General features: G+C 71.3%; 29 protein-coding genes and 1 tRNA gene. 11 read left to right on the forward strand and 19 right to left on the reverse strand.

The window, feature by feature from the left end:
* Window positions 1-64: 64 nt before the first annotated feature.
* The 3 genes from ACYVO7_RS21500 to ACYVO7_RS21510 form a co-directional block, all read right to left on the reverse strand.
* On the reverse strand, window positions 65-1,096 hold the full coding sequence (locus ACYVO7_RS21500) for an ABC transporter substrate-binding protein (RefSeq protein WP_460451833.1): 1,032 nt from the start codon (window positions 1,094-1,096) through the stop codon (window positions 65-67).
* A 232-nt stretch (window positions 1,097-1,328) separates the two neighbouring features.
* Window positions 1,329-1,613: an usg protein gene (locus ACYVO7_RS21505; protein ID WP_406854019.1), complete on the reverse strand. Its 285-nt coding sequence runs from the start codon at window positions 1,611-1,613 to the stop codon at window positions 1,329-1,331.
* Between the two features lie 156 nt (window positions 1,614-1,769).
* Window positions 1,770-2,507: an SDR family NAD(P)-dependent oxidoreductase gene (locus ACYVO7_RS21510; RefSeq protein WP_460451834.1), complete on the reverse strand. Its 738-nt coding sequence runs from the start codon at window positions 2,505-2,507 to the stop codon at window positions 1,770-1,772.
* 137 nt (window positions 2,508-2,644) lie between these two features.
* Here ACYVO7_RS21510 and ACYVO7_RS21515 point away from each other — a divergent pair, with 137 nt between their 5' ends.
* Complete coding sequence (locus ACYVO7_RS21515) at window positions 2,645-2,815, forward strand: DUF2256 domain-containing protein (protein ID WP_460451835.1); 171 nt, start codon at window positions 2,645-2,647, stop codon at window positions 2,813-2,815.
* On the opposite strand, the gene ACYVO7_RS21520 is transcribed toward ACYVO7_RS21515, so the two are convergent.
* From ACYVO7_RS21520 to map, 9 genes are all read right to left on the reverse strand, one after another.
* The gene (locus tag ACYVO7_RS21520) at window positions 2,799-3,407 is read right to left on the reverse strand and encodes a nucleotidyltransferase family protein (RefSeq protein ID WP_460451836.1); all 609 of its coding nucleotides are present in this window, start codon (window positions 3,405-3,407) and stop codon (window positions 2,799-2,801) included. The genes ACYVO7_RS21515 and ACYVO7_RS21520 overlap by 17 nt on opposite strands.
* Window positions 3,404-4,444 (reverse strand): molybdopterin-binding protein, encoded by a 1,041-nt coding sequence (locus ACYVO7_RS21525; RefSeq protein ID WP_460451837.1) that lies wholly within the window; start codon window positions 4,442-4,444, stop codon window positions 3,404-3,406. The genes ACYVO7_RS21520 and ACYVO7_RS21525 overlap by 4 nt, the downstream gene beginning before the upstream one ends.
* Before the next feature lie 10 nt (window positions 4,445-4,454).
* Window positions 4,455-5,159: an XdhC family protein gene (locus ACYVO7_RS21530; RefSeq protein ID WP_460451838.1), complete on the reverse strand. Its 705-nt coding sequence runs from the start codon at window positions 5,157-5,159 to the stop codon at window positions 4,455-4,457.
* 21 nt (window positions 5,160-5,180) lie between these two features.
* Window positions 5,181-5,810 (reverse strand): LysE family translocator, encoded by a 630-nt coding sequence (locus ACYVO7_RS21535; protein WP_460451839.1) that lies wholly within the window; start codon window positions 5,808-5,810, stop codon window positions 5,181-5,183.
* Window positions 5,810-6,133 carry an XdhC family protein gene (locus ACYVO7_RS21540; RefSeq protein WP_460451840.1) on the reverse strand — a complete coding sequence of 108 codons (324 nt, stop codon included), beginning with the start codon at window positions 6,131-6,133 and terminating at the stop codon, window positions 5,810-5,812. The genes ACYVO7_RS21535 and ACYVO7_RS21540 overlap by 1 nt, the downstream gene beginning before the upstream one ends.
* 58 nt (window positions 6,134-6,191) lie before the next feature.
* On the reverse strand, window positions 6,192-7,424 hold the full coding sequence (locus tag ACYVO7_RS21545) for a vWA domain-containing protein (protein WP_460451841.1): 1,233 nt from the start codon (window positions 7,422-7,424) through the stop codon (window positions 6,192-6,194).
* A 43-nt stretch (window positions 7,425-7,467) separates the two neighbouring features.
* Window positions 7,468-8,406, reverse strand: a complete 939-nt coding sequence (locus ACYVO7_RS21550; protein WP_460451842.1) for an AAA family ATPase — start codon at window positions 8,404-8,406, stop codon at window positions 7,468-7,470.
* Between the two features lie 206 nt (window positions 8,407-8,612).
* Window positions 8,613-9,323 (reverse strand): RadC family protein, encoded by a 711-nt coding sequence (gene radC, locus ACYVO7_RS21555; RefSeq protein WP_460451843.1) that lies wholly within the window; start codon window positions 9,321-9,323, stop codon window positions 8,613-8,615.
* Window positions 9,324-9,331: 8 nt separating this feature from the next.
* Window positions 9,332-10,159, reverse strand: coding sequence for a type I methionyl aminopeptidase (gene map / locus ACYVO7_RS21560; RefSeq protein ID WP_460451844.1), 828 nt, complete (start codon window positions 10,157-10,159; stop codon window positions 9,332-9,334).
* A 196-nt stretch (window positions 10,160-10,355) separates the two neighbouring features.
* On the opposite strand from map, the gene ACYVO7_RS21565 reads away from it, so the two are divergent.
* The 4 genes from ACYVO7_RS21565 to ACYVO7_RS21580 all read left to right on the forward strand — a co-directional run bounded on the left by ACYVO7_RS21565 (window position 10,356) and on the right by ACYVO7_RS21580 (window position 14,237).
* Window positions 10,356-11,204 carry an FkbM family methyltransferase gene (locus tag ACYVO7_RS21565; RefSeq protein WP_460451845.1) on the forward strand — a complete coding sequence of 283 codons (849 nt, stop codon included), beginning with the start codon at window positions 10,356-10,358 and terminating at the stop codon, window positions 11,202-11,204.
* Window positions 11,205-11,285: 81 nt separating this feature from the next.
* A complete protein-coding gene (locus ACYVO7_RS21570; RefSeq protein WP_460451846.1) occupies window positions 11,286-12,032 on the forward strand; it encodes a competence/damage-inducible protein A in 747 nt (248 codons plus the stop codon).
* A 24-nt stretch (window positions 12,033-12,056) separates the two neighbouring features.
* Window positions 12,057-12,563 (forward strand): xanthine phosphoribosyltransferase, encoded by a 507-nt coding sequence (gene gpt / locus ACYVO7_RS21575; RefSeq protein ID WP_406854005.1) that lies wholly within the window; start codon window positions 12,057-12,059, stop codon window positions 12,561-12,563.
* Between the two features lie 90 nt (window positions 12,564-12,653).
* Window positions 12,654-14,237, forward strand: coding sequence for an AMP-binding protein (locus tag ACYVO7_RS21580; protein WP_460451847.1), 1,584 nt, complete (start codon window positions 12,654-12,656; stop codon window positions 14,235-14,237).
* A gap of 24 nt (window positions 14,238-14,261) precedes the next feature.
* Here ACYVO7_RS21580 and ACYVO7_RS21585 read toward each other — a convergent pair.
* From ACYVO7_RS21585 to ACYVO7_RS21595, 3 genes are all read right to left on the reverse strand, one after another.
* A tRNA-Leu gene (locus ACYVO7_RS21585) sits at window positions 14,262-14,337 on the reverse strand.
* 58 nt (window positions 14,338-14,395) lie between these two features.
* Window positions 14,396-15,601 (reverse strand): FAD-dependent monooxygenase, encoded by a 1,206-nt coding sequence (locus ACYVO7_RS21590; protein WP_460451848.1) that lies wholly within the window; start codon window positions 15,599-15,601, stop codon window positions 14,396-14,398.
* A 69-nt stretch (window positions 15,602-15,670) separates the two neighbouring features.
* Window positions 15,671-15,919 (reverse strand): zinc-finger domain-containing protein, encoded by a 249-nt coding sequence (locus ACYVO7_RS21595; protein WP_460451849.1) that lies wholly within the window; start codon window positions 15,917-15,919, stop codon window positions 15,671-15,673.
* 265 nt (window positions 15,920-16,184) lie between these two features.
* Here ACYVO7_RS21595 and ACYVO7_RS21600 point away from each other — a divergent pair, with 265 nt between their 5' ends.
* The 4 genes from ACYVO7_RS21600 (at window position 16,185) to ACYVO7_RS21615 (ending at window position 19,279) form a co-directional block, all read left to right on the forward strand.
* Window positions 16,185-16,949, forward strand: coding sequence for an alpha/beta fold hydrolase (locus tag ACYVO7_RS21600; protein WP_460451850.1), 765 nt, complete (start codon window positions 16,185-16,187; stop codon window positions 16,947-16,949).
* On the forward strand, window positions 16,946-17,854 hold the full coding sequence (locus ACYVO7_RS21605; protein WP_460451851.1) for an alpha/beta fold hydrolase: 909 nt from the start codon (window positions 16,946-16,948) through the stop codon (window positions 17,852-17,854). The genes ACYVO7_RS21600 and ACYVO7_RS21605 overlap by 4 nt, the downstream gene beginning before the upstream one ends.
* A gap of 236 nt (window positions 17,855-18,090) precedes the next feature.
* The gene (cysE, locus tag ACYVO7_RS21610; RefSeq protein WP_460451852.1) at window positions 18,091-18,945 is read left to right on the forward strand and encodes a serine O-acetyltransferase; all 855 of its coding nucleotides are present in this window, start codon (window positions 18,091-18,093) and stop codon (window positions 18,943-18,945) included.
* Between the two features lie 118 nt (window positions 18,946-19,063).
* A complete protein-coding gene (locus ACYVO7_RS21615; RefSeq protein WP_460451853.1) occupies window positions 19,064-19,279 on the forward strand; it encodes a DUF3126 family protein in 216 nt (71 codons plus the stop codon).
* A gap of 42 nt (window positions 19,280-19,321) precedes the next feature.
* Here the strand turns inward: ACYVO7_RS21615 and ACYVO7_RS21620 are convergent, their stop codons facing one another.
* On the reverse strand, window positions 19,322-20,116 hold the full coding sequence (locus tag ACYVO7_RS21620) for a hypothetical protein (RefSeq protein ID WP_460451854.1): 795 nt from the start codon (window positions 20,114-20,116) through the stop codon (window positions 19,322-19,324).
* A gap of 115 nt (window positions 20,117-20,231) precedes the next feature.
* Here ACYVO7_RS21620 and ACYVO7_RS21625 point away from each other — a divergent pair, with 115 nt between their 5' ends.
* Together ACYVO7_RS21625 and ACYVO7_RS21630 are read left to right on the forward strand one after the other, a co-directional pair.
* Window positions 20,232-20,558 carry a DUF6949 family protein gene (locus ACYVO7_RS21625; RefSeq protein WP_460451909.1) on the forward strand — a complete coding sequence of 109 codons (327 nt, stop codon included), beginning with the start codon at window positions 20,232-20,234 and terminating at the stop codon, window positions 20,556-20,558.
* Window positions 20,559-20,628: 70 nt separating this feature from the next.
* Window positions 20,629-21,162, forward strand: coding sequence for a gamma carbonic anhydrase family protein (locus tag ACYVO7_RS21630; protein WP_460451855.1), 534 nt, complete (start codon window positions 20,629-20,631; stop codon window positions 21,160-21,162).
* A 93-nt stretch (window positions 21,163-21,255) separates the two neighbouring features.
* On the opposite strand, the gene ACYVO7_RS21635 is transcribed toward ACYVO7_RS21630, so the two are convergent.
* From ACYVO7_RS21635 to ACYVO7_RS21645, 3 genes are all read right to left on the reverse strand, one after another.
* Window positions 21,256-21,843 carry a transglutaminase-like cysteine peptidase gene (locus ACYVO7_RS21635; protein ID WP_460451856.1) on the reverse strand — a complete coding sequence of 196 codons (588 nt, stop codon included), beginning with the start codon at window positions 21,841-21,843 and terminating at the stop codon, window positions 21,256-21,258.
* A gap of 374 nt (window positions 21,844-22,217) precedes the next feature.
* Window positions 22,218-22,829 (reverse strand): PilZ domain-containing protein, encoded by a 612-nt coding sequence (locus ACYVO7_RS21640; RefSeq protein WP_460451857.1) that lies wholly within the window; start codon window positions 22,827-22,829, stop codon window positions 22,218-22,220.
* A gap of 54 nt (window positions 22,830-22,883) precedes the next feature.
* Window positions 22,884-23,513, reverse strand: coding sequence for a PAS domain-containing protein (locus ACYVO7_RS21645; RefSeq protein ID WP_460451858.1), 630 nt, complete (start codon window positions 23,511-23,513; stop codon window positions 22,884-22,886).
* Window positions 23,514-23,696 lie beyond the last annotated feature (183 nt).

Consider the following 23,696-nt stretch of genomic DNA (forward strand, 5'->3'; position numbering starts at 1 on the left):
ACCCCTGAAGCCGCGGCCCTGTCCATCACGGAGGCCCGCGCGGCCGGTTTCCGTGGCGAGGGGGTCAGCCCTCGACGGCCTTCTTGTAGAAGCTGCGGTCGAAGAGGCCTTCGAGCGGATATTCCTTGTCGAGCGAGCCGAGCTTGACCTGGTAGGCCTGCATCTCGCGCGTGGCGTCCACGATGACGTCGGGATCGGCCACGAATTTCGACGCCGGCGAGGTCAGCGCCGCCTTGATGGTGGCGACGTCGACGATGCCCTTGCCGAGCATCGCCTCGATATGGAGCGCGGCCTTGTCGGGGTTCGACTTGATCAGCGCCACCGCCTTCACGACGCCATTGACGATGGCCTGGGCGGCCGCCCGGTCCCGCGACAGGAAGTTGCCCGAGAACGCCACCACGGTGCCGGGCTGGTTGGGGAACATCGCGCCGCCCAGCGCCACCACCCGGTTGCGCGGGTCCCGCTTCGTCACGATGGTGACGGCCGGCTCGCGGATCGTCGCGCCCTCGACTGCGCCGGTGAGCAGCGCCTGCTGGGTCGCGTCGATGCCCATCGGCACGATCTCGGCGTCCGCCTTCTGGGCCTTGGCGACCTCCCACAGCCAGTGCTGCAGGGTCGTGTTGGGCACGGAGCCCGCCGGCTGCGTGGCGAGGCGGGCGGGCTTGCCGCTCGCCTTGCGGAAATTGGCCAGGGCCTCGGCGGGCGAGACGCCGTCCTTGAACTCGGCGGCGAGCTTGGGGCCGGCCACCATGGACATCTCCTCGATGGCGGTGGCGGCGACGACCTTGACGTCGACGCCCTTGGCGCGGGCGACCGCGAGCGGCGCCACGCCGGCGACATAGACGTCGAGCGTGCCGGAGGCGAGCGCCTGGATCATGTTGGGCCCGGACTCGAAGGTGACGAAACTGAGTTCGAGGCCCGCATCCTTGCCCCAGCCCTCGCCGTTCATGACGATCGCCGGCGCCGCGCCCAGGACGGGGATGATGCCGACCCGGATCGGGGCGGCGGCCAGCGCGCGCCCGACTCCCCAGCGGGCGATGGCGGGCATGGCCAGAAGCGCGCCTGCGGCGGTGACGAAAGTCCGGCGGGTGATCATGGCGTTGTCCTCGGCGGCAGTCCTGCAAGTCGTCGCAGCGACGGGCGAGACGGGATGTAGCGCCGGGCGGCTCAAAAGACAACAAACGTCGTAGAAAGCAACATTCTACACGCAATCACGGGTATTGCCCGGCGGGCCGCCCATGCGGCGGCGTACGCGGACAATGCCGTCGGCGTTCGCCCGGTTCCGCGGGCGTGCGTGCTCGTGGAGAGCGGGCTGGGCCGCCGCGCGATCAGTTCAGCACGAACTCGCCCGAGGCCAGCCTGAGCTCCGCCGGCTTGATGAGCTTGGCGTGCGCCACGCGGACCGAATGAAGCGGCCCTTCGAGGGACGTGCGCCAGAAGGTCAGGAAGGCGTTCAGCACCGGGAATTTGGGCGCGACGTCGTATTCCTGCCAGATGTAGCTCTGCAGGAGCGAAGGGTGGTCGGGAAGGCAGTAGAGGATGTGGGCGGTCGTCAAGCCGTAGCCCTGGAGCTGCTTGATGAACGCTTCGTCGCAGGCGCGTGCAGGACCCATGGAACCTCCTTCTCGCCAAGGAAGGACCGGGACCCACGCCCCGGTTCCCTGGAGAACTTGTGGACGAGCCGAAGGTTCAAGATTCGCGCCAATTGGTAAATTGTTCGTTCGTTCTCAACAGCTTGGCAGCAGGCGTGCAGGACTGCTGACAACGGCTCAACCCTTGGTGCGCAGGCTGGAGCGGCCGCCGTCGACGCCGATGATCTGGCCGGTGATCCAGGACGCCTCGTCGGAGAGCAGCAGGGCGGCCAAGGGCGCGATGTCGGCGGGGTCGCCCAGCCGCTGCGCGGCGTGGAGCTGAGCGATGGCCTCCGCCATCGCGGCGCTGCCGGTGAGCGGCGCCGCGAGCGGCGTCCGGGTCAGCGACGGCGCGATGGCGTTCACCCGCACGCGCGGGGAGAGTTCGGCCGCCAGCGAGAGCGTCAGGCCCTCGACCGCGCCCTTGGCCATCGCCACGCTGGCGTGGGCGGCGAAGCCCTGCGCGACGGCGACGGTGGAGAAGAACAGCACGGAGGCGACGCCGTCGAAGGCCTTGAAGCCGGGCAGGGCGGCCTGCACGGCGCGCGCGGCGCCGAGCGCGTTGATGCGGAAGTCGCGCTCGAAATCGGCGTCGGTGAGCCGGGCGATCGGCTTCAGCGTGATGGTGCCGACCGCGTAGCAGAGGCCCGCCACGGCGCCGCCGTGGCGCGCCGCGGCCTCCTGGATGGCGGCGGCGATCGCGCCGGGCTCCTCCACGTCTGCGGCCGTGAAGCCGGCGCCGAGACGGGCGGCGGCCTCGGCGAGCCTGCCTTCGTGGCGGGCGATAAGGTGCACGGCCCGCCCGGCGTCGGCGAGGCGCTGGGCCACCGCCTGGCCGATCCCGCCCGTGCCGCCCACGATGACCACGACCCCCATGCCGACCTCCCGCGTCCGCCCCGCATGCGGGATCAACTAAGGCTGGGCCGCCGGCCTGCAACCGCGTCCATGCGGCGCAGGGGCGTGGTCCGCTCCGCCACGCGGCGCGTATGGGCGAGGGACGCGGAGGAGCCGCCATGGCGCGCATGCGCAAGACATCGGACCTGCCCAGCAAGACCTGCGCGGCCTGCGGACGGCCCTTCACCTGGCGCAAGAAGTGGCGCAGGGACTGGGAGGCGGTGCGCTACTGCTCGGACCGGTGCCGCGCGGCGGGCGCCCCGGCCGGCGCCGTCAAAGCCCCGACCTGAGCTTCTCGAGCGCGGCCGGCGTGTCGACGTCGACCGCCACGGCGGCGTCGGAGATCGGCGCTTCGATCACGGCGTCGCGGCGGCGCTCCAGCAGCTTGCGGGCGCCCGCGTCCCCGGCCAGGCTTTCGACGTCGGCGAACAGCGCCCGGGCCAGCACGACGGGGTTGCCCCATTCGCCGTCATGCACCGGAACGGCGGCGACCGAGCCGGGGGCCGCCTCGAAGGCCGCCACGATCCGGCGCACCACGTGGCAGTCGACCAGCGGCATGTCGCCGAGCATCACCACGACGCCGTCGACGCTGTCCGGTAGGGCGCGCACGCCGACCTTCAGCGAGGTGGAAAGGCCCTGCGCGTAGTCCGGATTGCGGACGAGCGTCACCGCGAGGCCGGCGAGCTCGGCCTCCACCGCCTCGGCCTCGTAGCCGGTGACGACCAGGACCGGGGCGGCGCCGCAGAGCACCGCGTTCTCGACCGTGCGGCGGACGAGGCTCTTGCCGGCGTAGTCCTGGAGAAGCTTGTTGGCCCCGCCCATGCGGGTGGAGCGGCCGGCGGCGAGCACCAGGGCGGCGATGCGGTCCAGCGGCTCGGTCATGCGTCGGCTCCCTCGACAGGGTCATGGCCCGGGTCGTCGCCGGAGCGGGGCTGGCCGCGCTGCACGATCTCCATCAGGAGGCCGCCCACCCCCATGCGGGTGATCTCCGCCCGGCCCACCGGCAGGCCGGCGAGGAGGCGCTGCAGCGCCCAGTCGAAACCGTTCTCGGCCGGGCTGCGGGCGCAGCCGGGCGCGCCGATGACGGGCTTGCCGGCGAGGCTCCCCAGCAGCAGCAGGTTGCCGGGATCCACCGGCATGCCGAAATGGTCCACGACGCCGCCGGCCGCTTCGATCCCGGCCGGGATGACGTCGCGCCGGTCGGTGATGGCGGAGGCGCCGAAGACCACGATCATCTGCGCGTCGCTGCGCGCCATGCCGGCCAGCGCATCCGCCAGGGCGGCGGCGTCGTGCGGGGTCTCGACGTCGCGGACGATGGAGGCGCCGGCGGGCGCGATGCGCTCGGCCAGCGTCCTCACGGTCTTGCGCACGACGGTCGGCTTCAACCCGGGCAGGAGCGTCGAGACCACGCCGATGCGCAGCGGCCGGAAGGCGGCGACCCGGATGAGGGGCGCGGCGCCGGCGGCGGACTGGGCGGCCGCGATGGCGCGCTCGGGCACGGCGAACGGGATGATCTTGACGGTGGCGATCATCTCGCCGGGCTCGACGGGCTTCCAGGCCGGGAGCGTCGCGAACGTGATCGCCTCGTCGGTCCCGTTGAGGCGGTCGACCGCGTCCCTGTCGACCACGAGGACGCCCGCCGTCTGCGCGAAGAGGTTGGACCGGCCGGTGAACGGCTTCTCCACCCGCACATTCTCGCCCGCGGCGGCCTCGGCGAGCCGTCGGGCGGCCTCGTCCTCCGGCACGTCGCCGGGTTCGAGCCGGACGACCACGACCTCCCGCACGCCGGCGGCGCGAAGGCGCGCGATCCGCTCGGCGTCGAGCAGCGAGCCCTTCTTGACGACGCCGTCGGGCAGCCGCACGGAATGCGCGGCGACGCCGCCCAGCGCATCCTCCAGCGATACGGGCCCGAACAGCATGGCCGCGCCCTCAGGCGGCCGCCGGGGCGGCCGCAGCCGGCCGGGTGCGCAGCGCCGCCGTGATCTCGCCCATGATCGACAGGGCGATCTCGGCCGGGCTGATGGCGCCGATCGGCAGCCCGATGGGGGCGCGGATGCGGCCGATCTGCTCCTCGGTGAAGCCCGCGGCCAGCAGGCGCTCGACCCGCTTGGCGTGCGTCTTCCGGGAGCCGAGGGCGCCGATATAGAAGCATTTCGACTTCAGCGCCTGGATCAGGGCCGGATCGTCGATCTTGGGGTCGTGGGTCAGCGCCACGAAGGCGGTGTAACGGTCGACGCCCAGCTTGGGCAGCACGTCGTCCGGCCACTCGGCGTAGAGCGGCACGTCGGGGAAGCGCTCGGGCGTGGCGAAGGCGGTGCGCGGGTCGACGATGACGATGTCGTGCCCGAGCAGCTGGGCCATGGGGGCGAGCGCCTGGCTGATATGGACCGCGCCGGTCGCCAGGATGCGCACGGGCGGCGCCTGAACGGTGAGGAAGACGTCGCCCTGCGGCGTCTCCGCCATGCCGCTCTTGCCCATGCGCAGCCGCTCGGCGAGCAGGTCGGCCAGGGGGTCGCCGGCGATGTCGGCCTCGCGCACGAGGCGCTGCGCGCCGGTCGCGATCTCGGTGACGAGGACGGCCGCCCGGCGCGCCTCACGCTCGGCGTTCAGGGCGGCAAGGATTTCGAGCTTCATGGTCGCCCTCCCGGGTTCATGTCAGTTCCGCTCCAGCGCCAGCCGCGCGCCGAGGCCGATGAGAAGGGCTCCGCCGGCGGCGCGCGCGAGACGCTGGGCGCGGCCGGCGCGCTTCAGCCGGCCGACGACCGCCGCCGCGAAGACGACCGTGATCAGGTCGGCCGACGAGAAGGCCATGTTCACCACGACGCCCAGGATCAGGAACTGCGCCCAGACCGGCAGACTCGCGGCGGGATCGATGAACTGCGGCAGGAAGGCGATGAAGAAGATCGCCACCTTGGGGTTCAGCAGCTCCACCAGGAAGCTCTCGGCCAAGGCCCGCCGCACGCTCTTGGGAGCCACGGCCGGCAGCTCCGCCCCGAAGCCGCGGTTGCGGATCATGCCGATCCCCAGCCAGACCAGATAGGCCGCGCCGGCGATCTTCACGGCGACGAACAGCTCCGGGACATGCTGGAACACGGCCGAGAGGCCCAGCGTGGCGGCGATCACATGGACGTAGCAGCCGAGATGGATCCCGAGCGCCGCCATGAAGCCGCCCCGGCGGCCGCGGGTGAGCGTCTGCGCCGCCGTGTAGAGCAGCGCCGGGCCCGGGAAATAGGCGAAGAGGGCCGTGGCGGCCGCGAAGGCGAGGAGGACGTCGAGCGAGGCCATCAGTCGACCCGCTCCACATAGACGCGGATGCGCCCGCCGCAGGACAGGCCGACCTTCCAGGCGGTCTCGTCGGCGACGCCGAACTCCAGCATGCGGGGCTCGCCGGAGGCGATGACGTCCACGGCCTCGGTCACCACCGAGCCTTCGACGCAGCCGCCCGACACGGACCCCAGGAAGTTGCCGTCGTCGTCGATGACGAGATGGCTGCCCACCGGCCGCGGCGCGGAGCCCCAGGTCTCCACCACGGTGGCCACGGCGACGCCCTTGCCGTCGCGGCGCCAGGCCTCGGCCTTGTTCATGATGTCGTTGTCGGTCGCCAGCATGGTCGATCTCCGGTCCTGTCCCATCCACTCTGCGCGCCAGAAGGCTTGCGGTCCGGCCTCAGGCGACTTGCGAGAGCCAGCGCCGGGGGTCGGCGTCGCCGGTCCCGGCCGAACTCAGCGCCTGAGCCAAGGTCTCCATGGACTGGAGATTATGGATCGGGCGAAATTCGTCCACATGCGGCAGCATGGCGCGAATGCCCTGCGCCTTCGCCTCGAAACCGCCGAAGCGCAGCAGCGGGTTCAGCCAGACGAGCCGGCGGCAGGAGCGGTGCAGCCGGTCCATCTCCGCCTTCAGGTCGGCCGAGCCGTCGCGCTCCAGCCCGTCGGTGAAGAGCAGGACGACCGCGCCCTGGCCGAGCACGCGCCGCGACCACTGGCGGTTGAAGTCATGCAGGCATGTGGCGATGCGCGTGCCGCCGGACCAGTCCTGGACCTGCGCCGAGCAGAGCGCCAGCGCCTCGTCGGGGTCGCGGCTCTTCAGGGCCCGGGTGACGTTGGTGAGGCGCGTGCCGAACAGGAAGGTGTGCACCCGGCGCCGCGCGTCGGTCAGCGTGTGCAGGAAGTGCAGGAACAGCCGCGTGTAGTCCGCCATGGAGCCAGAGATGTCGCACAGCGCCACCAGGGGAGGGTGGCGGACGGCCTGCTCGCGGCGGGCGAGTTCGATCACGGCGCCGCCTGCCCGCAGCGACTGGCGCAGCGAGCGCCTGAGGTCGATGCGGCTGCCGCGCGAGGAGGCCGTCATGCGCCGCGTCAGCACCTCGTCGTCGGGCAGCCTCAGCCGCGCGATGGCGCGCTGGGCCCGGGCGATCTCCTCCGCGCTCATCTGGGCGAAGTCCTTCGCCTGCAGGATCTCGCGCTCGGACACGGTGAGGCGGGCGGAGAACTCCTCCTTCTGCTCCTCCTGCGGCTCGAGGGGCTTGTCCTGCTTCAGGAGCGCCTGCGCGGCGCGCAGCGCCCCGGCGTCCGGCTTCTTCGTCTTTTCGTCTCGGGAGGGCGGCGTCGCCGGCGACATGGAGGCGATGATCTTTTCGATCAGGGCCTTGCGTCGCCAGAAGATGCGGAAGGCCTGAGCGAACACGTCCGAATGCTCGTGCTTCTTCACGAACACCGCGTGGAGCGTCCAGTAGAAGTCCTCGCGCGTCCCGACGCGCGCGGACTCCACCGCCGCGATCGCGTCGAGGACGGAGCCCGGCCCCACGGGCAGCCCCGCCTCGCGCAGCGCGCGGGCGAAATAGGCGATGTTCTCGGCCAGGCGGCCGGTCTCATCGGGGGCGGGCGTCGGTTCGTGCATGGTCATGCCCTCGGGCGGAGACCTTTCCTGGAAAGGGGCGTCCTCACCCGGCCTTGGCGGTCGCGCCGGTCTTGATCTCGTCCAGGATCGCCTTCACCCGCGAGCCCTGCATCTTCTGGATGTCGTCCTGGTATTTGAGCAGCACGCCCATGGTGTCCGACACCATGGCGGGATCGAGCGCGACGGCGTCGAGCTCGACCAGGGCGGAGGCCCAGTCGAGCGTCTCGGCCACGCCCGGCGCCTTGAACAGGTCCTGCGCCCGGATCGCCTGCACGAAGGCGACGATCTCGCGCGAGAGCCGGGCCGGCGCCCGGGGCGCCTTGGCCTTGAGGATCTGCAGCTCGCGCTCGGCGGTGGGATAGCCGACCCAGTGATACAGGCAGCGGCGCTTCAGCGCGTCGTGGATCTCGCGGGTGCGGTTGGAGGTGACGATCACGATGGGCGGATGATCGGCCTTGATCGCGCCCAGCTCCGGAATCGTGACCTGGCTGTCGCTCAGCACCTCCAGCAGGAAGGCCTCGAAGGCCTCGTCGGTGCGGTCGAGCTCGTCGATCAGCAGCACCGGCGGGCCGGCGACGTCGGGCGCCAGGGCCTGCAGCAGGGGGCGCTTCACCAGATAGCGCTCGGAGAACACGTCCTCTTCGAGCCGGCTGCGGTCGACCACGCCCTCGGCCTCCGCCATGCGGATGGCCATCATCTGGCCGGCGTAGTTCCACTCGTAGACGGCGGAGGAGACGTCCAGGCCCTCATAGCATTGCAGCCGGATGAGCTTGCGGCCCAGAACGTCGGCCAGAACCTTGGCGATCTCGGTCTTGCCGACTCCCGCCTCGCCCTCCAGCAGGATGGGCCGGCCCATGCGCAGCGCCAGGAAGACGACCGTCGCCAGCGAGCGGTCGGCCACATAGGCGCCGGCCGACAGGAGCTCCAGGGTCGCGTCGATCGAGGTGGGAAGCGAATGCGGGGTGCGAAGCGCCTGGGCCATGCGGGTCGTCGTCTCCGGATCGGCGGCGCAGGACGTGGTGCGGGGCGCCGCTCCCGAACAAACTAGCGCGCCGCGACGCGAGCGCCACCGTCCTGAAGGAGGAGGCGCACCCGCCCGGGGCGCATGGCGCGTCCGGGACGCATGCCGCGCGAGCCGGGGTCAGCGGGCCGGGTCGTCGCCGCAGCGCGGCCGCCGTTGCTCTCGGCTCAGATCAGCCGCAGGCCTTTCAGGCTCGCATGTCCGTTGCGGCCCACGATGATGTGGTCGTGCACGACGACGCCCAGCGGCTTGGCGATGTCGGCGATCTCGCGCGTCATCCGGACATCGGCGTCGGAGGGGGTGGGGTCGCCGCTCGGATGGTTGTGGACGAGGATCACCGCCGAGGCCGAGAGCTCCAGCGCGCGCTTGAGCACCTCGCGCGGGTATACGGGCGTGTGGTCGACGGTGCCGGTCTGCTGCACCTCGTCGGCCAGGAGCCCGTTGCGCTTGTCGAGGAACAGGATGCGGAACTGCTCCTTGTCGGAGAACGCCATCGCGGCGCGGCAATAGTCGATCACCGACGACCAGGAGGCGAGCACATGGCGCTTGCCCACCGCGCCCTTGGCCAGCTCGCGGCCGGCCGCCTCGACGATCTTCAGGTCGAGCGCGGTGGCCTCGCCCACGCCGTCCACCTCCAGGAGCCGCGTCAGCGGCGCGCCGAGCACCTCGGCGACCGAGCCGAAGCGGCCGATCAGGTCCTTGGCGAGCGGCTTGACGTCGCGCTGCGGGATGGAGCGGAAGAGGATCAGCTCGAGAAATTCATAGTCCGCGAGGGCCGCGCGCCCCGCGCGCGAGAAGCGGTCCTTCAACCTATGGCGGTGTCCACGGCGATGATCGTCCCCGGAAGCGTCCTTGCCGGGGAGATCGCCGTGGCTCATGGGGCCTCTCAGCTGGCCAGATAGGGAGGCTGGTCGTAGCCCTTGGGGGAGAGCGTGAAGATCTCCACGCCGGTCTCCGTCACCCCCACGGTGTGCTCGAACTGCGCCGACAGCGAACGGTCGCGGGTGACGGCCGTCCAGCCGTCGCCGAGAACCTTCACGTGGGGGCGTCCGAGATTGATCATGGGCTCGATGGTGAAGAACATGCCGGGCTTCAGCGGCACGCCTTCGCCGCGTCGTCCATAGTGCAGGATGTTGGGCTCGTCATGGAAGAGCCGTCCGAGCCCGTGGCCGCAGAAATCGCGCACCACCGAGCAGCGCTCCGCCTCCGCGAAGGTCTGGATGGCGGCCCCGATGTCGCCCGTCGTGGCGCCGGGCTTCACCTCGGCGACGCCGCGCATCAGCGCCTCGTAGGTCACCTCGACCAGCCGCGCCGCGCGGCGCGGCGTCTCGCCGACCAGATACATGCGGCTCGAATCGCCGTGCCAGCCGTCGAGCACCAGGGTCACGTCGATATTGACGATGTCGCCCTCGCGCAGCGGCTTATCGTTGGGGATGCCGTGGCAGACGACGTGGTTGATGGAGGTGCAGATGCCCTTGCGGAAACCGCGGTAGAACAGCGGCGCCGGATAGGCCCCGTGGTCCATCGCGAACTCGAAGATCAGCTTGTCGAGCGCCTCAGTGGCGACGCCGGGCTGCACGGCCGGGACGAGCAGGTCCAGCGCCTCGGCGGTGAGACGGCCGGCCCGGCGCATGCCCTCGAAGGCCTCGGGGCCATGGAGCTTGATCTCGCCTGTCTTTCGGCCGGCTGCTGCGGCGGCGTCGACGAACGTCATCGATCTATCCCTTGGGATCCTGGTCGTGCGGGGGGAGAGGGGCGCGCGGCGTCCGCCTCTCACATGGGCCATGGCGGCGTTTTGCGCAAGCTCGGGCGAGGCGCGGGACGGGGCGCCGCCCCGCTACGTGGAGGCCCGGGCTTCCTTTCCGGTTCGTAAACCGCTAGTCGTCTCGCCCAGAATGACGGATCCCAGCGTGACCGACACACGAACGCTCTCCCCCGACGAGGCCGGCGGCTTCGGCGCCTATGGCCCGCAGGGGCTGCCCAAGCGCCTCATCGACATGACCCGCCGCATGCCCCGGAGCTGGGCGGGGCGGCGCGCCGCCTATGCGCTGCGCCAGATCGCCATCTGGTGGCTGCGGGGCCAGCCGGTCGACGTGCAGTCGCTCGGCGCCCGGATGCGGCTCTATCCCTACAACAATGTGTGCGAGAAGCGGCTGCTGTTCACGCCGCAATATTTCGATCCGGACGAGCGCGAATACCTGGCCGAGCGGATCCGGGACGGATTCACCTTCGTGGACGTCGGCTCCAATGTGGGCGGCTACGCGCTCTTCGTCGCGGCGCTCGCCGGGCCGAGCGGGCGCGTCCTGGCCGTCGAGCCGCAGCCGGGCGTCTTCGAGCGGCTGGTGTACAACATCCGCCAGAACCCGTTCGGCACCATCAAGGCGCTGGACTGCGCGGTGGCCGACAAGGCCGGCGAGGTCACGCTCTTCGTCGACCCGCGCAACCATGGCGAATCGAGCGTCAAGATCGTCGGCTTCGGCGAAGGCCAGGCCATCCGTGTGCCGGCCAGCACGCTGGAGCAGGTCCTGGTGAACGAAAGGCTGGAGCGCGTCGACGCGATCAAGCTGGACGTGGAGGGCGCCGAGGATCTCATCCTGGAGACCTTCCTGCGCAACGGACCGCCCTCGCTCTGGCCGCAGACCTTCATCATCGAGAACGGCGTCGGCCGCTGGCAGATGGACCTTCCCGGCCTGCTGGCCGAGAAGGGCTACCGCCTCGTGCGCAAGACGCATGTAAACCTGATCTTCGAGCGCAGCTGAGCGGCGACGAACGGCCGGCTATCCGCTTGAGCGCGGGGGCGGGGCGCGATACATGCGCTGATCACCGGAGCGCCCCCCCCCATGCCAGAGACCGCCGACATCGTCACAGCCGCCGTCCTGGTGATCGGGGACGAGATCCTGTCCGGGCGCACCAAGGACAAGAACATTGGCTACATCGCCGAATATCTCACCGCGATGGGGGTCGACCTGCGCGAAGTCCGGGTCGTGCCTGACGACGAGACGGAGATCGTCGACGCCCTGAACGCGCTGCGCGCCCGCTACACCTATGTGTTCACGACCGGCGGCATCGGGCCCACCCATGACGACATCACGGCCGACTGCGTCGCCAAGGCGTTCGGCGTCGGCATCTCGCATGACGAGCGGGCCGTGGCCATGCTGCGCTCGCGCTACGAGAACCCGGCGGACCTGAACGAGGCGCGGCTGAGGATGGCGCGCATCCCGCACGGGGCGGACCTGATCGAGAACCCCATCTCGAAGGCGCCGGGCTTCCAGATCGGCAACGTGTTCGTGATGGCCGGCGTGCCGTCCATCATGCAGGCCATGCTGGACAACGTGGCCCCGAAGCTGAAGACCGGCCGCACGATGCTGTCGGTGTCGATCGATTCAGGCGGCGCGCCGGAAGGCGTCTACGCCGAGGGTCTCGGCGCGGTGCAGAAGGCCCATCCGGGCGCGATCATCGGCTCCTATCCGTCGTTCAACGGCAAGACCTTCGCCAACCAGATCGTGGTGCGCTCGCGCGACGAGGCGACGCTGGACGCCGCCCGCCGGGCGGTCGAGGCGATGATCGCCGCCTTGCCCCCACGCTGACCCATGCAGCCTCCGGAGACACCCATGTCGCAGCCGCAGCCGAAAGCCTTCCCGGTCTCGTGGGACCAGTTCCACCGCGACGCCAGGGCGCTGGCCTGGCGGCTCGCCGGCGCGGGGCCGTTCCAGGCGATCGTGTGCATCACCCGAGGCGGGCTGGTGCCGGCCGCCATCGTGGCGCGCGAGCTCGGCGTGAGGGTGATCGAGACGGTGTGCGTGGCGAGCTACCACGACTACACGTCCCAGGGCGAGCTGCAGGTGCTGAAGAAGGTCGCCGACGACATCGCTGCGCTGGGCGGCCCGGGCGGCAAGGGCGTGCTCGTCCTCGACGACCTCGTCGACACCGGCAAGACCGCCCGCGTGGTGAAAGACATGCTGCCGGACGCGCATTTCGCCGCCGTCTACGCCAAGCCGATGGGCCGGCCGCTGGTCGACACCTTCGTGACCGAGGTGTCGCAGGACACCTGGATCTATTTCCCCTGGGACATGGGCCTCGCCTACCAGGCGCCGATCGCCGAGAACCACAAGGGCTGAGCCGCCTGCGGGGGCGGCCGCACGGCCTGGCTCTGGCGTGAGCGAAGCGGCGGGGCTAGCGTGGGCGCCTGTTCCGCCTGGGGCTCTCGCGTGCCGCATTTCGATCCCGCCTCGACCCGCAGCACGCTCTTCCGCGCGCTCCTCGACGCCGCCGACCTGCACGGGCGCGGCGCGCCGATCCTTGAGGATCCGGAGCGCAGCCCGCTCAGCTATGGCCGGCTGATCCTCGGGTCGCTGGTCATCGGCGGCCGGCTCGCGGCCCAGACCCGCCGCGGCGACGCGGTGGGCGTGCTGCTGCCCAATGTGAACGCGGTGGCGCTCGTCCTGTTCGGGCTCAACGCCTTCGGCCGCGTTCCGGCGCTGCTGAACTTCACGGCGGGGCTGAAGAACCTGCGCTCGGCGGTGGCCACGGTCGAGATCCAGACGGTGGTGACCTCCCGGCGCTTCGTCGAGAGCGGGCGGCTCGACGACGTCGTCGCCGGGCTGTCGGAGTCGCCGGAGCCCGGCAGGGCCGTGCGGATCGTCTATCTGGAGGACCTGCGCGCCGGGCTCACCTCGCTGGACAAGCTCAAGGGCGTGGTGAGCTCCTGGTTCGCCCGCTGGACGCACGCCCGCCACGCGCTGTCGCCGGACGAGGCGGGGGTGGTGCTGTTCACCTCCGGCTCGGAGGGGCTTCCCAAGGCGGTGATGCTCTCCAACGCCAACCTGCTCGCCAATGTGAGGCAGATTGAGGCGCATATCGGCGCGCCGCCCCTCGTCCCCTCGCAGATCGTGCTGAATCCCCTGCCGGTGTTCCACAGCTACGGGCTGACGGGCGGATTGCTGCTCGGCCTGCTGGTCGGGATGCGGGTCGTGCTCTATCCGAGCCCGCTGCACTACCGGCAGATCCCCAAGATGGCCAAGGCCGTGGGCGCGACGGTGCTGTTCGGGACGGACACCTTCCTGCAGGGCTGGGCCAAGGCGGCCGAGCCGGGCGATCTCGACAGCGTCACCCTCGTCGTCGCCGGCGCCGAGCGCGTCAAGGAACAGACGCGCGAAATGTGGCGGGCGTCCGGGGCCGTCATCCTGGAGGGCTACGGGGCCACCGAATGCTCGCCGGTGATCGCCGTGAACCAGACTTTCGAGAACCGCCCCGGCACGGTCGGACGCTTTCTGCCCGGCATGGAGCACCGGCTGGAGCCGGTCGAGGGGCTGCACGAGGGCGGCAGGCTCTTCGTGCGCGGCCCCAATGTGATGGCGGGCTACGTCCTGCCGGACCGTCCCGGCGTCCTCGTTCCGCCTGCGGGCGGCTGGCACGACACCGGCGACATCGTCGGCGTCGACGAGGAAGGCTTCGTCAGCATCCAGGGCCGGGCGCGCCGATTCGCCAAGATCGGCGGCGAGATGGTGTCGCTGGCCGCCATCGAGACCCTGGCCCAGGCGCTCTGGCCGGGCGCCACCCATGTGGCGGTGAGCCTCGCCGACGCCCGCAAGGGCGAGCAGATCGTGCTCGTGACCGACCGCGCCGAAGCCGACCGCGCCGCGCTCGCCGCCTACGTCAAGGCGCAGGGCTATCCCGAGCTCTGGGCCCCCAAGGCCGTGCTGGTCACCGCCTCGATCCCGGTCCTGGGCTCCGGCAAAATCGACTTCGCCGGCGCGGCCGAAATGGTGAAGTCGCTGCGGCCGTTGTTGTAGGGGGAGGCCGCGAGGCCGCGCGCCTGGTGGCCCCGGTCGGATTCGAACCGACACTGGAGCGATTTTAAGTCGCCTGTCTCTGCCATTGGACTACGGGGCCAGCCGTCTCTCTTTGCCCAGCGCCGGCCGGGAAAGCAACCGGTCTGGAGGGCGGAGACTCACGCGCCCTCCGGCTTCCAGCCATAGAGCCAGTCGTAGCGCTTCAGCATGCCCTGGCCGGAGAGGCCGCGCAGGACGAGGTCGCGGCCCACCGTGAGGGGGAAGCCCATATGGTAGGCGCGGCCGTTCTGGCGGGCCGCGGCCTGGACCTGGCGGGCGCGGGGCCTGCGGTCGGCCTGGTAGGCGGCCAGCGCCGCGGGGACGTCGTGGGGCGCGCGGGCGAGTTCGCGGGCCAGGACGGCGGCGTCCTCGATGGCGAGGGCGCCGCCCTGGGCCAGGAAGGGCAGCACCGGGTGGGCGGCGTCGCCCAGCAGCGCGACCCGGCCGGCGGCCCAGGTCTGGCGCGGGGCGCGGTCGAAGAGGGACCAGACCTGCCACTCCGGCGCGGCCGCCAGCAGGTCGCGAAGCTGCGGCGCCCAGCCGCGGAAGCGGGCGGCGAAGACGGCCGGGTCCCCCGGGCGCGACCAGCCCCGGGCGGCGTCGCGGTCGCGCATCACCGCCACGATGTTGACCACCCTGCCGCCGCGCAGCGGGTAATGCACCACATGGGCGTCGCGGCCGAGCCAGAGCCCGGTCTCCTGCGCGCGCAGCGCGGCCGGGGCGGCCTCCGCCGGCACGGTGGCGCGCCACGCCACATGGCCGATGAACTCCGCCTCGGTGTGGTCGCCGATGGCGGGCGCGACCCGCGACCAGAGTCCGTCGGCGCCGATCAGCAGGGAGCCGCGCACGGTCTCCGGACCGCCGGCGGCCTCCACCGCGACGGAGACCTCGTCGCCCTCCGTGTCGACGCTGGTCACCGTGCGGCCAAAGGCGAGGCGGATGTTGGGATCGCTGCGCGCCACGTCGAGGAGCGCCATCTGCAGGTCGGCCCGGTGGACCAGCAGGTAGGGCGCGCCGTGGCGCCGCCGCATGGCGTCGCCGAGCGGCATCTCCGACAGAAGGCGGCCGCTGCGGCCGCTGCGCACCACGAGGCGCTCGGGCTCGCCGGCGGCGCGCGACAGCGCGGCCCCGAGGCCCAGGCCCGCCAGCACGCGCGACGCGTTGGGCGAAAGCTGGATGCCGGCCCCGACCTCCTCGACGCGCGTGCGGCGCTCCAGGATCGCGACCTGCCGTCCGGCGCGCGCCAGCGTGATGGCGGCCGTCAGCCCGCCGATGCCCGCGCCGGCGATCAGGATCGGCCGGGCGCCGCTCGTCTCAGATGTCATCGGGTCAGGTCCGTCGGGGGGACCGCGGAGGAGAGGGAGGCGCGCCTCGCCCGGCTCGCCTGGGCGGGATCAGGCGGCTTTCGGCGTCTCGTAGGCGCAGCCCGGCGGGATCGTCTCGGCGCCGTGCAGGGAGGCGTCGAACCGGTAAAGCGTGGAGCAATAGCCGCAGATCGTCTCGTTCTCGTCGCCCATGTCGAGGAAGACGTGGGGATGGTCGAAGGGCGGCCGCGCGCCGATGCACATGAACTCCTTCGCGGCGATCCTGATGACCGGCGCGCCGACATCGTTCTGGAAATGCGGAACGCCGGTATCGGCCATGGTCGTGCTCCGGGTCTTGTCGTGCGTGGCCCCGGCGGGGCGGATCGCGGCGCACCATAATGGCTCGCCCTTGCGTTCGCTAGGGGGCGGATCTGGCCCGTCGTGAGCCGTGGCGCGTTCGGGAGAAGGACGTGGCGACGATCCTTGGGTTGCGGGATCGGGACCTTATCGCCTAGACCACGGGAGCGCTCGCCGCCTGGCCCGGGCCCGGGTCCCGGCCGGGCGGCGCAGCCGTCCCACGCAGCCGTCCCACGACGGAGTGAGCATGCAGACCTTCGATTCCGCCGGCGTGCCCATCGCCTATCTCGATTCGGCTCCGGAGGAGGGCGCGGGCGAGCCGATCGTGCTCGTCCACGGCTTCGCCTCCAACCACGCCGTCAACTGGGTCAACACGCTCTGGGTGAAGACGCTGAACCGCGCCGGCCGGCGCGTGATCGCGCTCGACAATCGCGGCCACGGCCAGAGCGGCAAGCCGCGCGATCCGGCGGCCTACGCCTCCGGGGTGATGGCCGAAGACGTGCGGCGCCTGATGGACCATCTGGGCGTCGAGCGCGCCGACGTCATGGGCTACTCGATGGGCGCGCGCATCACCGCCTTTCTGGCGCTCGCGCATCCCGGGCGGGTCCGCTCGGTGATGCTGGGCGGCCTCGGCATCCATCTGGTGGAGGGCGTCGGCCTTCCGGTCGGCATCGCGGACGCGCTCGAGGCGCCGTCGCTGGCCGACGTCACCGATCCGATGCAGCGCATGTTCCGCGCCTTCGCCGAGCAGACCGGCGGCGACCTCCAGGCGCTCGCCGCCTGCATCCGCGGGTCGCGCCAGACCCTGACCGCCGAGCAGGCCGCCGCGATCCGCCAGCCGACGCTGATCTGTGTCGGCACGAAGGACGACGTCGCGGGCGACCCGCATGCGCTCGGCGCGCTGATCCCCGGCGCGCAGGTGGTCGACATCCCCGGGCGGGACCACAATCTCGCGGTGGGAGACCGCGTCCACAAGGAAGCGGTGCTGGCCTTCCTGGAGCGCCGTCCTTGACCGCAGGCGCCCCCAGGGGCGAGAGGCTCGTCTTCCAGGGGGCGGACCTGAACCGGCTCGTCGGGACGGTCTACCGCGGCGGGGCCCGGCCCGTGCTGCTGCTGCATGGCGGCGGCCAGACCCGCCACGCCTTCGACGACGCGGCGCGTCGCATCGCCGGGGCCGGGTTCCTGGCCGTGACGCTCGACCAGCGCGGCCATGGCGAGAGCGAATGGGTGGCGAACGGCGCCTACGCCTTCGCCGACTATGCGCGCGACGTGGAGGCCGTGGCGGCGGCGCTGCGACGCGAGAGCGGCCTCGCGCCGGTCGCGGTCGGCGCATCCATGGGCGGCATCGCGTCCCTGTCGGCGCTCGGCCGCAGCCCGGACGCGCTGGCCGGGCTGGTGCTGGTCGACGTGACGCCGCGGCTCGACCGCAGCGGCGTGGAGGCCGTGCTGGGCTTCATGGCCGAGCGGGCCGAGCTCGGCTTCTCCTCCATCGAGGAGGCGGCGGACGCCATCGCGGCCTATCTGCCGCATCGCGAGCGCCCGCGTTCGCTGGCGGGCCTGCGCAAGAACCTGCGCCGCTCCGACGACGGACGCTGGCGTTGGCATTGGGATCCCCGTTTCATCCACGGGACGCGCTCGATCGACCAGGACGCCGCCGCGACCGAGACGGCGCTGCTGTCCGCCGCCGCAGGCCTGCGGGCGCCGGCGCTGCTGGTGCGCGGCCGCTCCAGCGAGTTGGTGACCGAGGAGCATGCGCGCGAGTTCCTCGCGCTGGCGCCGGACGCCGAATACGCCGACATCGCCGGCGCGCGCCATATGGTCGCGGGCGACCGCAACGACGTGTTCACGGCGGCGATCCTGGACTTCCTGACGCGGCGCTTCGGAGCGGCTGCGCGCGCGCTCAGCGCGGCGGATTAGGTTTTCCCGAGAGCGCCGAATCGGTTGTGCCCGGTTGTTGACGCCGCGCTTCGCCGGCTTCGCGTGACGCTCGAGCTCGGCCCGCCTGAAATCGCTGGAGAGATCCATTGGCAAAGGCGTCCGATGCGCCTAGCTGTATGGCTTGCGGGCGCAACGGCGCCGCGCGACGCATGGGCCGGGACGGCCCGGCGCCACCCCCGCGCGGTCGGTCGGCCGCGCCATCAGGCGGAGGACTCATGTCCGCTCACGGTTATGGTCAGGGCGCCGTGCGCAGCCCGCGAATCGATCGGGTCGACCCGGTGTGGAGCCGCATCCGCGAGGAGGCCGACGAGATCGTGCGGCGCGAGCCGACGCTGGCGAGCTTCGTGATGGGGACCGTGGTCAACCACGACACGCTGGAATCGGCGGTGGTCCACCGCATCGCGGCGCGCCTGCATCACGCCGCGGTGCCGAGCGACCTCATCGCCCAGACCTATATGGACGTGATCCATCACGATCCCACGTTGGCGGAGACGTTCCGCGCCGACATCATGGCGGTGGCGGACCGCGATCCCGCCTGCAGCCGCTTCATCGAGCCGATGCTCTACTTCAAGGGCTTCCACGCCATCCAGACGCATCGGCTGGCCCATGCGCTCTGGAACGCCGGGCGCAGGGACCTGGCGCTCTACCTGCAAAGCCGCTCGTCCGAGGTGTTCCAGACCGACATCCACCCCGCCGCCCGGCTGGGGCGCGGGCTCTTCCTCGATCACGCGACCGGGCTCGTGGTCGGCGCCACGGCGGTCGTCGAGGACAATGTCTCGATGCTGCAGGACGTCACGCTGGGCGGCACCGGCAAGGAGCATGAGGACCGGCATCCCAAGGTCCGGCAGGGCGTGCTCATCGGGGCCGGGGCGAAGATCCTGGGCAATATCGAGATCGGACAGTGCGCCCGGGTGGCGGCGGGCTCGGTGGTGCTGAAGCCGGTGCCGCGCAACACCACGGTGGCGGGCGTGCCGGCGCAGGTGGTGGGGACGGCCGGCTGCGCCGAACCGGCGCGCAGCATGGACCAGCTCCTCGCCGACAAGATGCTCGTCGACAAGCCGGAGGCCTGAGCCCGGCTGCGGACGCCGGCGGAGGAGGCGCCCCCCCGGCCTTGCGGGGACGGGCCCGGCGTGGCAAGTCCTTCCCACGAAGCGCCGGCGCGAACGCCGTCGCAGAGGTCACGACGCAATGGACAAGACCGAACTCGCCAAGCTGCAGAACTATCTCCGGCGGCTGTTCAACAACAACACCATCAAGGTGGTCGCGCGCCCGAAGAAGACCGACTCGGCGGAAGTGATGATCGGCGATGAGTTCGTGGGCATCATCTCCCTCGACGACGAGGACGGCGACCGCTCCTACGCGCTGAACATGTCCATCCTGGACGTGGATCTCGAAGACCAGTGAGCGACGCGCGGCGCGCCGCGCCGCAGGGCTGACCGCGTCCGTTCAGCCGAGCATCCCATCGAGCAGGCGGCGCAGCCTCGCGTCGATCGCCTCCCAGTGCTGCAGGAGGGGCTGCTCCATCCGGATCTGGAGATCGAGGCCGTTGCGCCGGATCTCCGCGATGCAGACGTCCGGCAGGCCGTCCGGCGTCCGTTTCTCCCCCTCGCAGCGCGCCGCGAAGCGCCGCCCGTCCGGGGCCGCCAGAAACAGGGTCTCGCCCGCATAGGGCGACTTGTCGCGAAAGCGCCTCTGGATCAGGCCGCCCGGCCCGTCCTCGACGGCGCTGTCCAGGTAACGCCCGTAGAGCTGCGCCGGCCTTGTCTCCGGGTCGGGGCTCTCGTCGGCGGGCAGGATCGTGACCAGGACCACGTCTCCCAGCGACATCATTCCGCCACGCGTGACGTTCGGCGCAGCCGGCTCGAAGCTCGGCCAGGCCACCGCGAGGTCGAGCCGGGGCTTGGCGCCGTCGCGCCGCTGGCCCGGGTCGCGCACCAGGGGGGAGCGCACCGACAGCGCCGCATCCCCGACCGTCACGGCGAGCAGGCGGGGACGTTCCGGCTGCAGCCACGAGGCGAAGAAGGCGATCGATCCCGCCGCGAGCCCGCCCAGCAGCACGAGGGCCGCGGCCTTGAGGCCCTGGCCGTGATGATGCGCTCCGGCGTCCTGCGCCGCAGTGGTCTGGGAGGCGAGGGCCTGGGCGGCGGCGACGCGGCGCCCGTAGGCGACCGTTTCGGCGACGCCCCGGGGCGACGCGAAGGCTCGGGCGGGAAAGGGGGACGCATCGGAAAAGGGGGGCATGGGCGCGCGACTCCACCGCATTTTAACCAAACATGAAGGAAGTCCTTTAACCGACCGTTAAGGCTGCCATAAATCGGGGCGGTCCTGTGCGGGCCGCGGAGGCCCCGGCATGTCCATGCTCGTCGATCCCACCACGCTCGAAGCGTTCCAGGCCCTGGCGCTCGGGCTCGCGGCGGCGGGCGTGCTGGCGACGGGCTTCGAGGCGGTGACCGAGCGCCGGGCGAGCTTCACATTGCTGGAGACCGGAGGGCCGCGCGCCGTCGCCTCGGTGCCGCTCATCGTGTTCAGCGCGCCCTTCATCATCCTGCGCAACACCGTCCGGGGCCGCCGGTTCGAGCGCCGCCGCGTGAGCTTCGTGGCGCTCGCCACGGTCATCGCCTGCGTCTGGGGCCTGGCCTGCGGTCGGGTGCTGATGGAGCTCGTGGCGTTGCTGACGGCCTGATCCGCCCTCCCGCCCGGGCTTGACGCGACGGCCGCCGCGCCGTCTGCTCGTCCGACACAGGGAGACCCCGATGCCGATCTACGCCCTCGACGACCGCCAGCCCATCCTTCCGCCGCCCGGCCAGTACTGGATCGCGCCCGACGCGCATGTCATCGGCGCGGTCGAGCTCGGCGAGGAGGCCAGCATCTGGTTCGGCTCCGTGCTGCGCGGGGACAACGAGCTGATCCGCCTCGGCGCGCGCTCCAACATCCAGGAGCATTCGCTCCTGCACACCGACATGGGCTACCCGATGGACATCGGCGCCGACGTGACGGTGGGGCACCACGCCATCCTGCATGGCTGCACGGTGGGCGAGGGGGCCCTGATCGGGATGGGGGCGACGGTCCTCAACGGCGCGCGCATCGGCCGGGGATCGCTGGTGGGCGCCAATGCGCTCGTCACCGAGGGCAAGGAGTTTCCGGAGTTCTCGCTCATCGTCGGCGCGCCGGCCCGCGCCATCCGCACGCTGGACGAGGCCGCAGTCGCGCGTCTGCGGGCCACGGCCGCGCACTACGTCGACAACTGGCGCCGCTTCCAGGCCGGCTTGAGACGCGTCGACGCCTGACGGAACGCAGCCCGAAGGACCGGATGAGGGCTGGACCAACCCTCGCCCCGCCCCTCTCCCCGTTCCGGGGCGAGGGGGCGTCCGCGCCAGCCGCTAGTGGCCGGCGACGATGAGGGTGCTGGGGGCGGGCTCGCCGAGCTTGACCCAGACATTGGGGTGCTCCTGCGACTGGCGCTTGATGAAGCCGTAGCCGGTGCCCTCCCAGGCCAGGATGCGCGAGGTCTTGCTGTCGAGCACGAAATCGCCGCGGTCGGTCACGACCGTGAGCACCGCATGGCCCGCTCCGGTCTCGTCGCGCACGACCGTCATCAGCAGCGCCTGGCGCGGCATGCCCTCGCGCATGAGGATGCGGCGCTTCAGCAGCGCGATGTCCTCGCAGTCGCCCTTGCCCTCGTCCGGATAGGTCCACTTCTCGGAGACGCCGTAGAGGGCGATGTCCTCGACCTGCTCGATCTGGGCGTTGACGCTCTGGTTGACCCGCACGAGCTCGGACCACGCGCCCAGAGTGAGGCTGATCTTCTTGGCCGGAAGGGGGGCGACGTCGCAGTCATCCGCGTGGGACGGGCAGAAGTCGATCCAGCCGATCGGCGGCTTGACCTCGTCGAGAATGGGAGCGGAGGTGGTGGCCGCCGGAACGACCCGCGCCGCGCCAGACGGCTGTGCGCTCGCGCTCGCAGCCACACCCAGGCATACGAGCCCGAGAACCACGCCCCCAAAATGCCGCATCTGCCACAGCCCCGCCCAATTCAAGGTTAATGGACGGTAAAGAACCCCATCTGGGCGTGCAACCCTTTGGTTAGGACATCGTTAACGCACTCACGCGCTTTCCACCGCGAGATGCCGCGAGGGCGGTCGTGGGTTGAAAAAAAGAGCCGGCCCTCTGCGGAGGACCGGCTCAAGCGAAGCCCGGGCGTAGGGACGGGGTCTGTCGGCGCCGGGGCTTGGCGCATCGAACGCGCCGTCGCGCGAGGGCGACCCGCGCAGCCTGGCGCAAACGGGTTGAGGGCCGCTCAACCGGTTCGGTCGCATTCGACGGATCGGCCGCGGAGAAAGGCCTAGAGCTGGACGTTTTCGTCGAAGCTCTGGTCGGCCAGGATGCGCAGGAACTCGATGGCGACGCCGCCCTCGAAGTGGCGCACGACCTTGCCGTGCGTGGCGCCGACCGTCACCCGCGACCCGAGGTCCGGCTTCAGGTTGGTCGAGATGGCCGCGCCGGAGAGCGACACGTCGATGATCCTGACGCCGACCTCCTGGCCGTCGGCGAGCCGCATGATCGCGCCGGTGAGGCGGGGCTGGATGCGCTCGTGGCGGCGATCCTCGGGCAGGCCCAGATCCTGCCGGTTGGCGAACCAGGTGAGCTGCGAGGCGAGCTTGTCCTGCTTGCGCTTGGTCGCCTGCAGGGCGACCGCGAAGCCGCGCTCGAAGTCGCGGACGATCTTGCCCTCGACCCGGCCGAGATGTTCCAGATAGATGACGACCCGCTCGCCGAGCGCGCCCTGGACGGGGGCCAGCAGGGCCAGCCCGCCGGGAGACATGTCGACGGTCTGGCAGGCGAATTCCTGCCGGTTCTCCAGCATGTAGCGGCCCAGCAGCACCACCCGGACGCGCTGGTGGCGGCGCCGTTCGAGCGTGCGTGGATTCTCCCGGAGTGCCTGCATGACCGCCATCGTTCGACAAAGCGCTGCGACAGCAGCCTCAAGTCCCAGGCCAGTATCAGCCTGCTAGGTTAACGGCGGTTTAGCGGCGTCCTCCGCCCCGTCAATTCGGCCTCCGGCGAACACGAACAGGTGCCCGCGGCGGATCGGCGCGACGTTCGCCAGCCGCTCGCGCGGAGGGCGCAGGGTAGGCGTCCCGACCTCCGTGGCGTCGATGATCCTGCGCGAGCGCACCTCGAAGCCCGCCACGGGGTCGAGGCCGAGCCGCGGCGGGGCGGCGAGGGGGGACAAGGCGCCGAGCAGGCGCGAGTGGGTCTTGCCGCGGTGGCGCAGCGGCAGGAGCAGAAGTTCAAGGTCATGCACGCGGCCGTCGCGGCTCGAGCCCGTGACCGAGGCCACCACGGCGCTGGCGTTGTTGACGGCGACGTCGACCAGCGCCACGGCGTCCTCGCGGAACTCGTCGCGCCACAGGCCCATGAAGCTCGCGCCCTTCAGCTCGCGGCCGGCCAGGGCCGAGATCCTGGCTCCGGCGAGGCGGACCGGGCACAGCCTCTCGGCGTCGACTTCGATGATGAAGGTGTCGGCGAGGATGTGCCGGATCCGGCCCGGGTCGACCTCGGAGCGCTCCGGCGCGCTGCGCTGTCCCCGCAGTTCATTCCAGTACGCGAACAGCGACTGTGTGACGCCGTGTTTCATAATTTGTTATCCATCGCCCCGCTGGTCCCGCTTCGAGACGCTGCGCCGGCCCCGCTCAAGCGAACGCCGCGTCCCTTCGCATCCCGGGGAGTGGATTTGCACCGGGCGTGCCACGGCCCGGCCTTAACCTTAACGCGGGGTTGACGTTGCGTCCGGGCTGCTTGGGGAGCATGGTCCTCCTGC

The sequence above is a fragment of the Alsobacter sp. SYSU BS001988 genome, assembly GCF_054796215.1.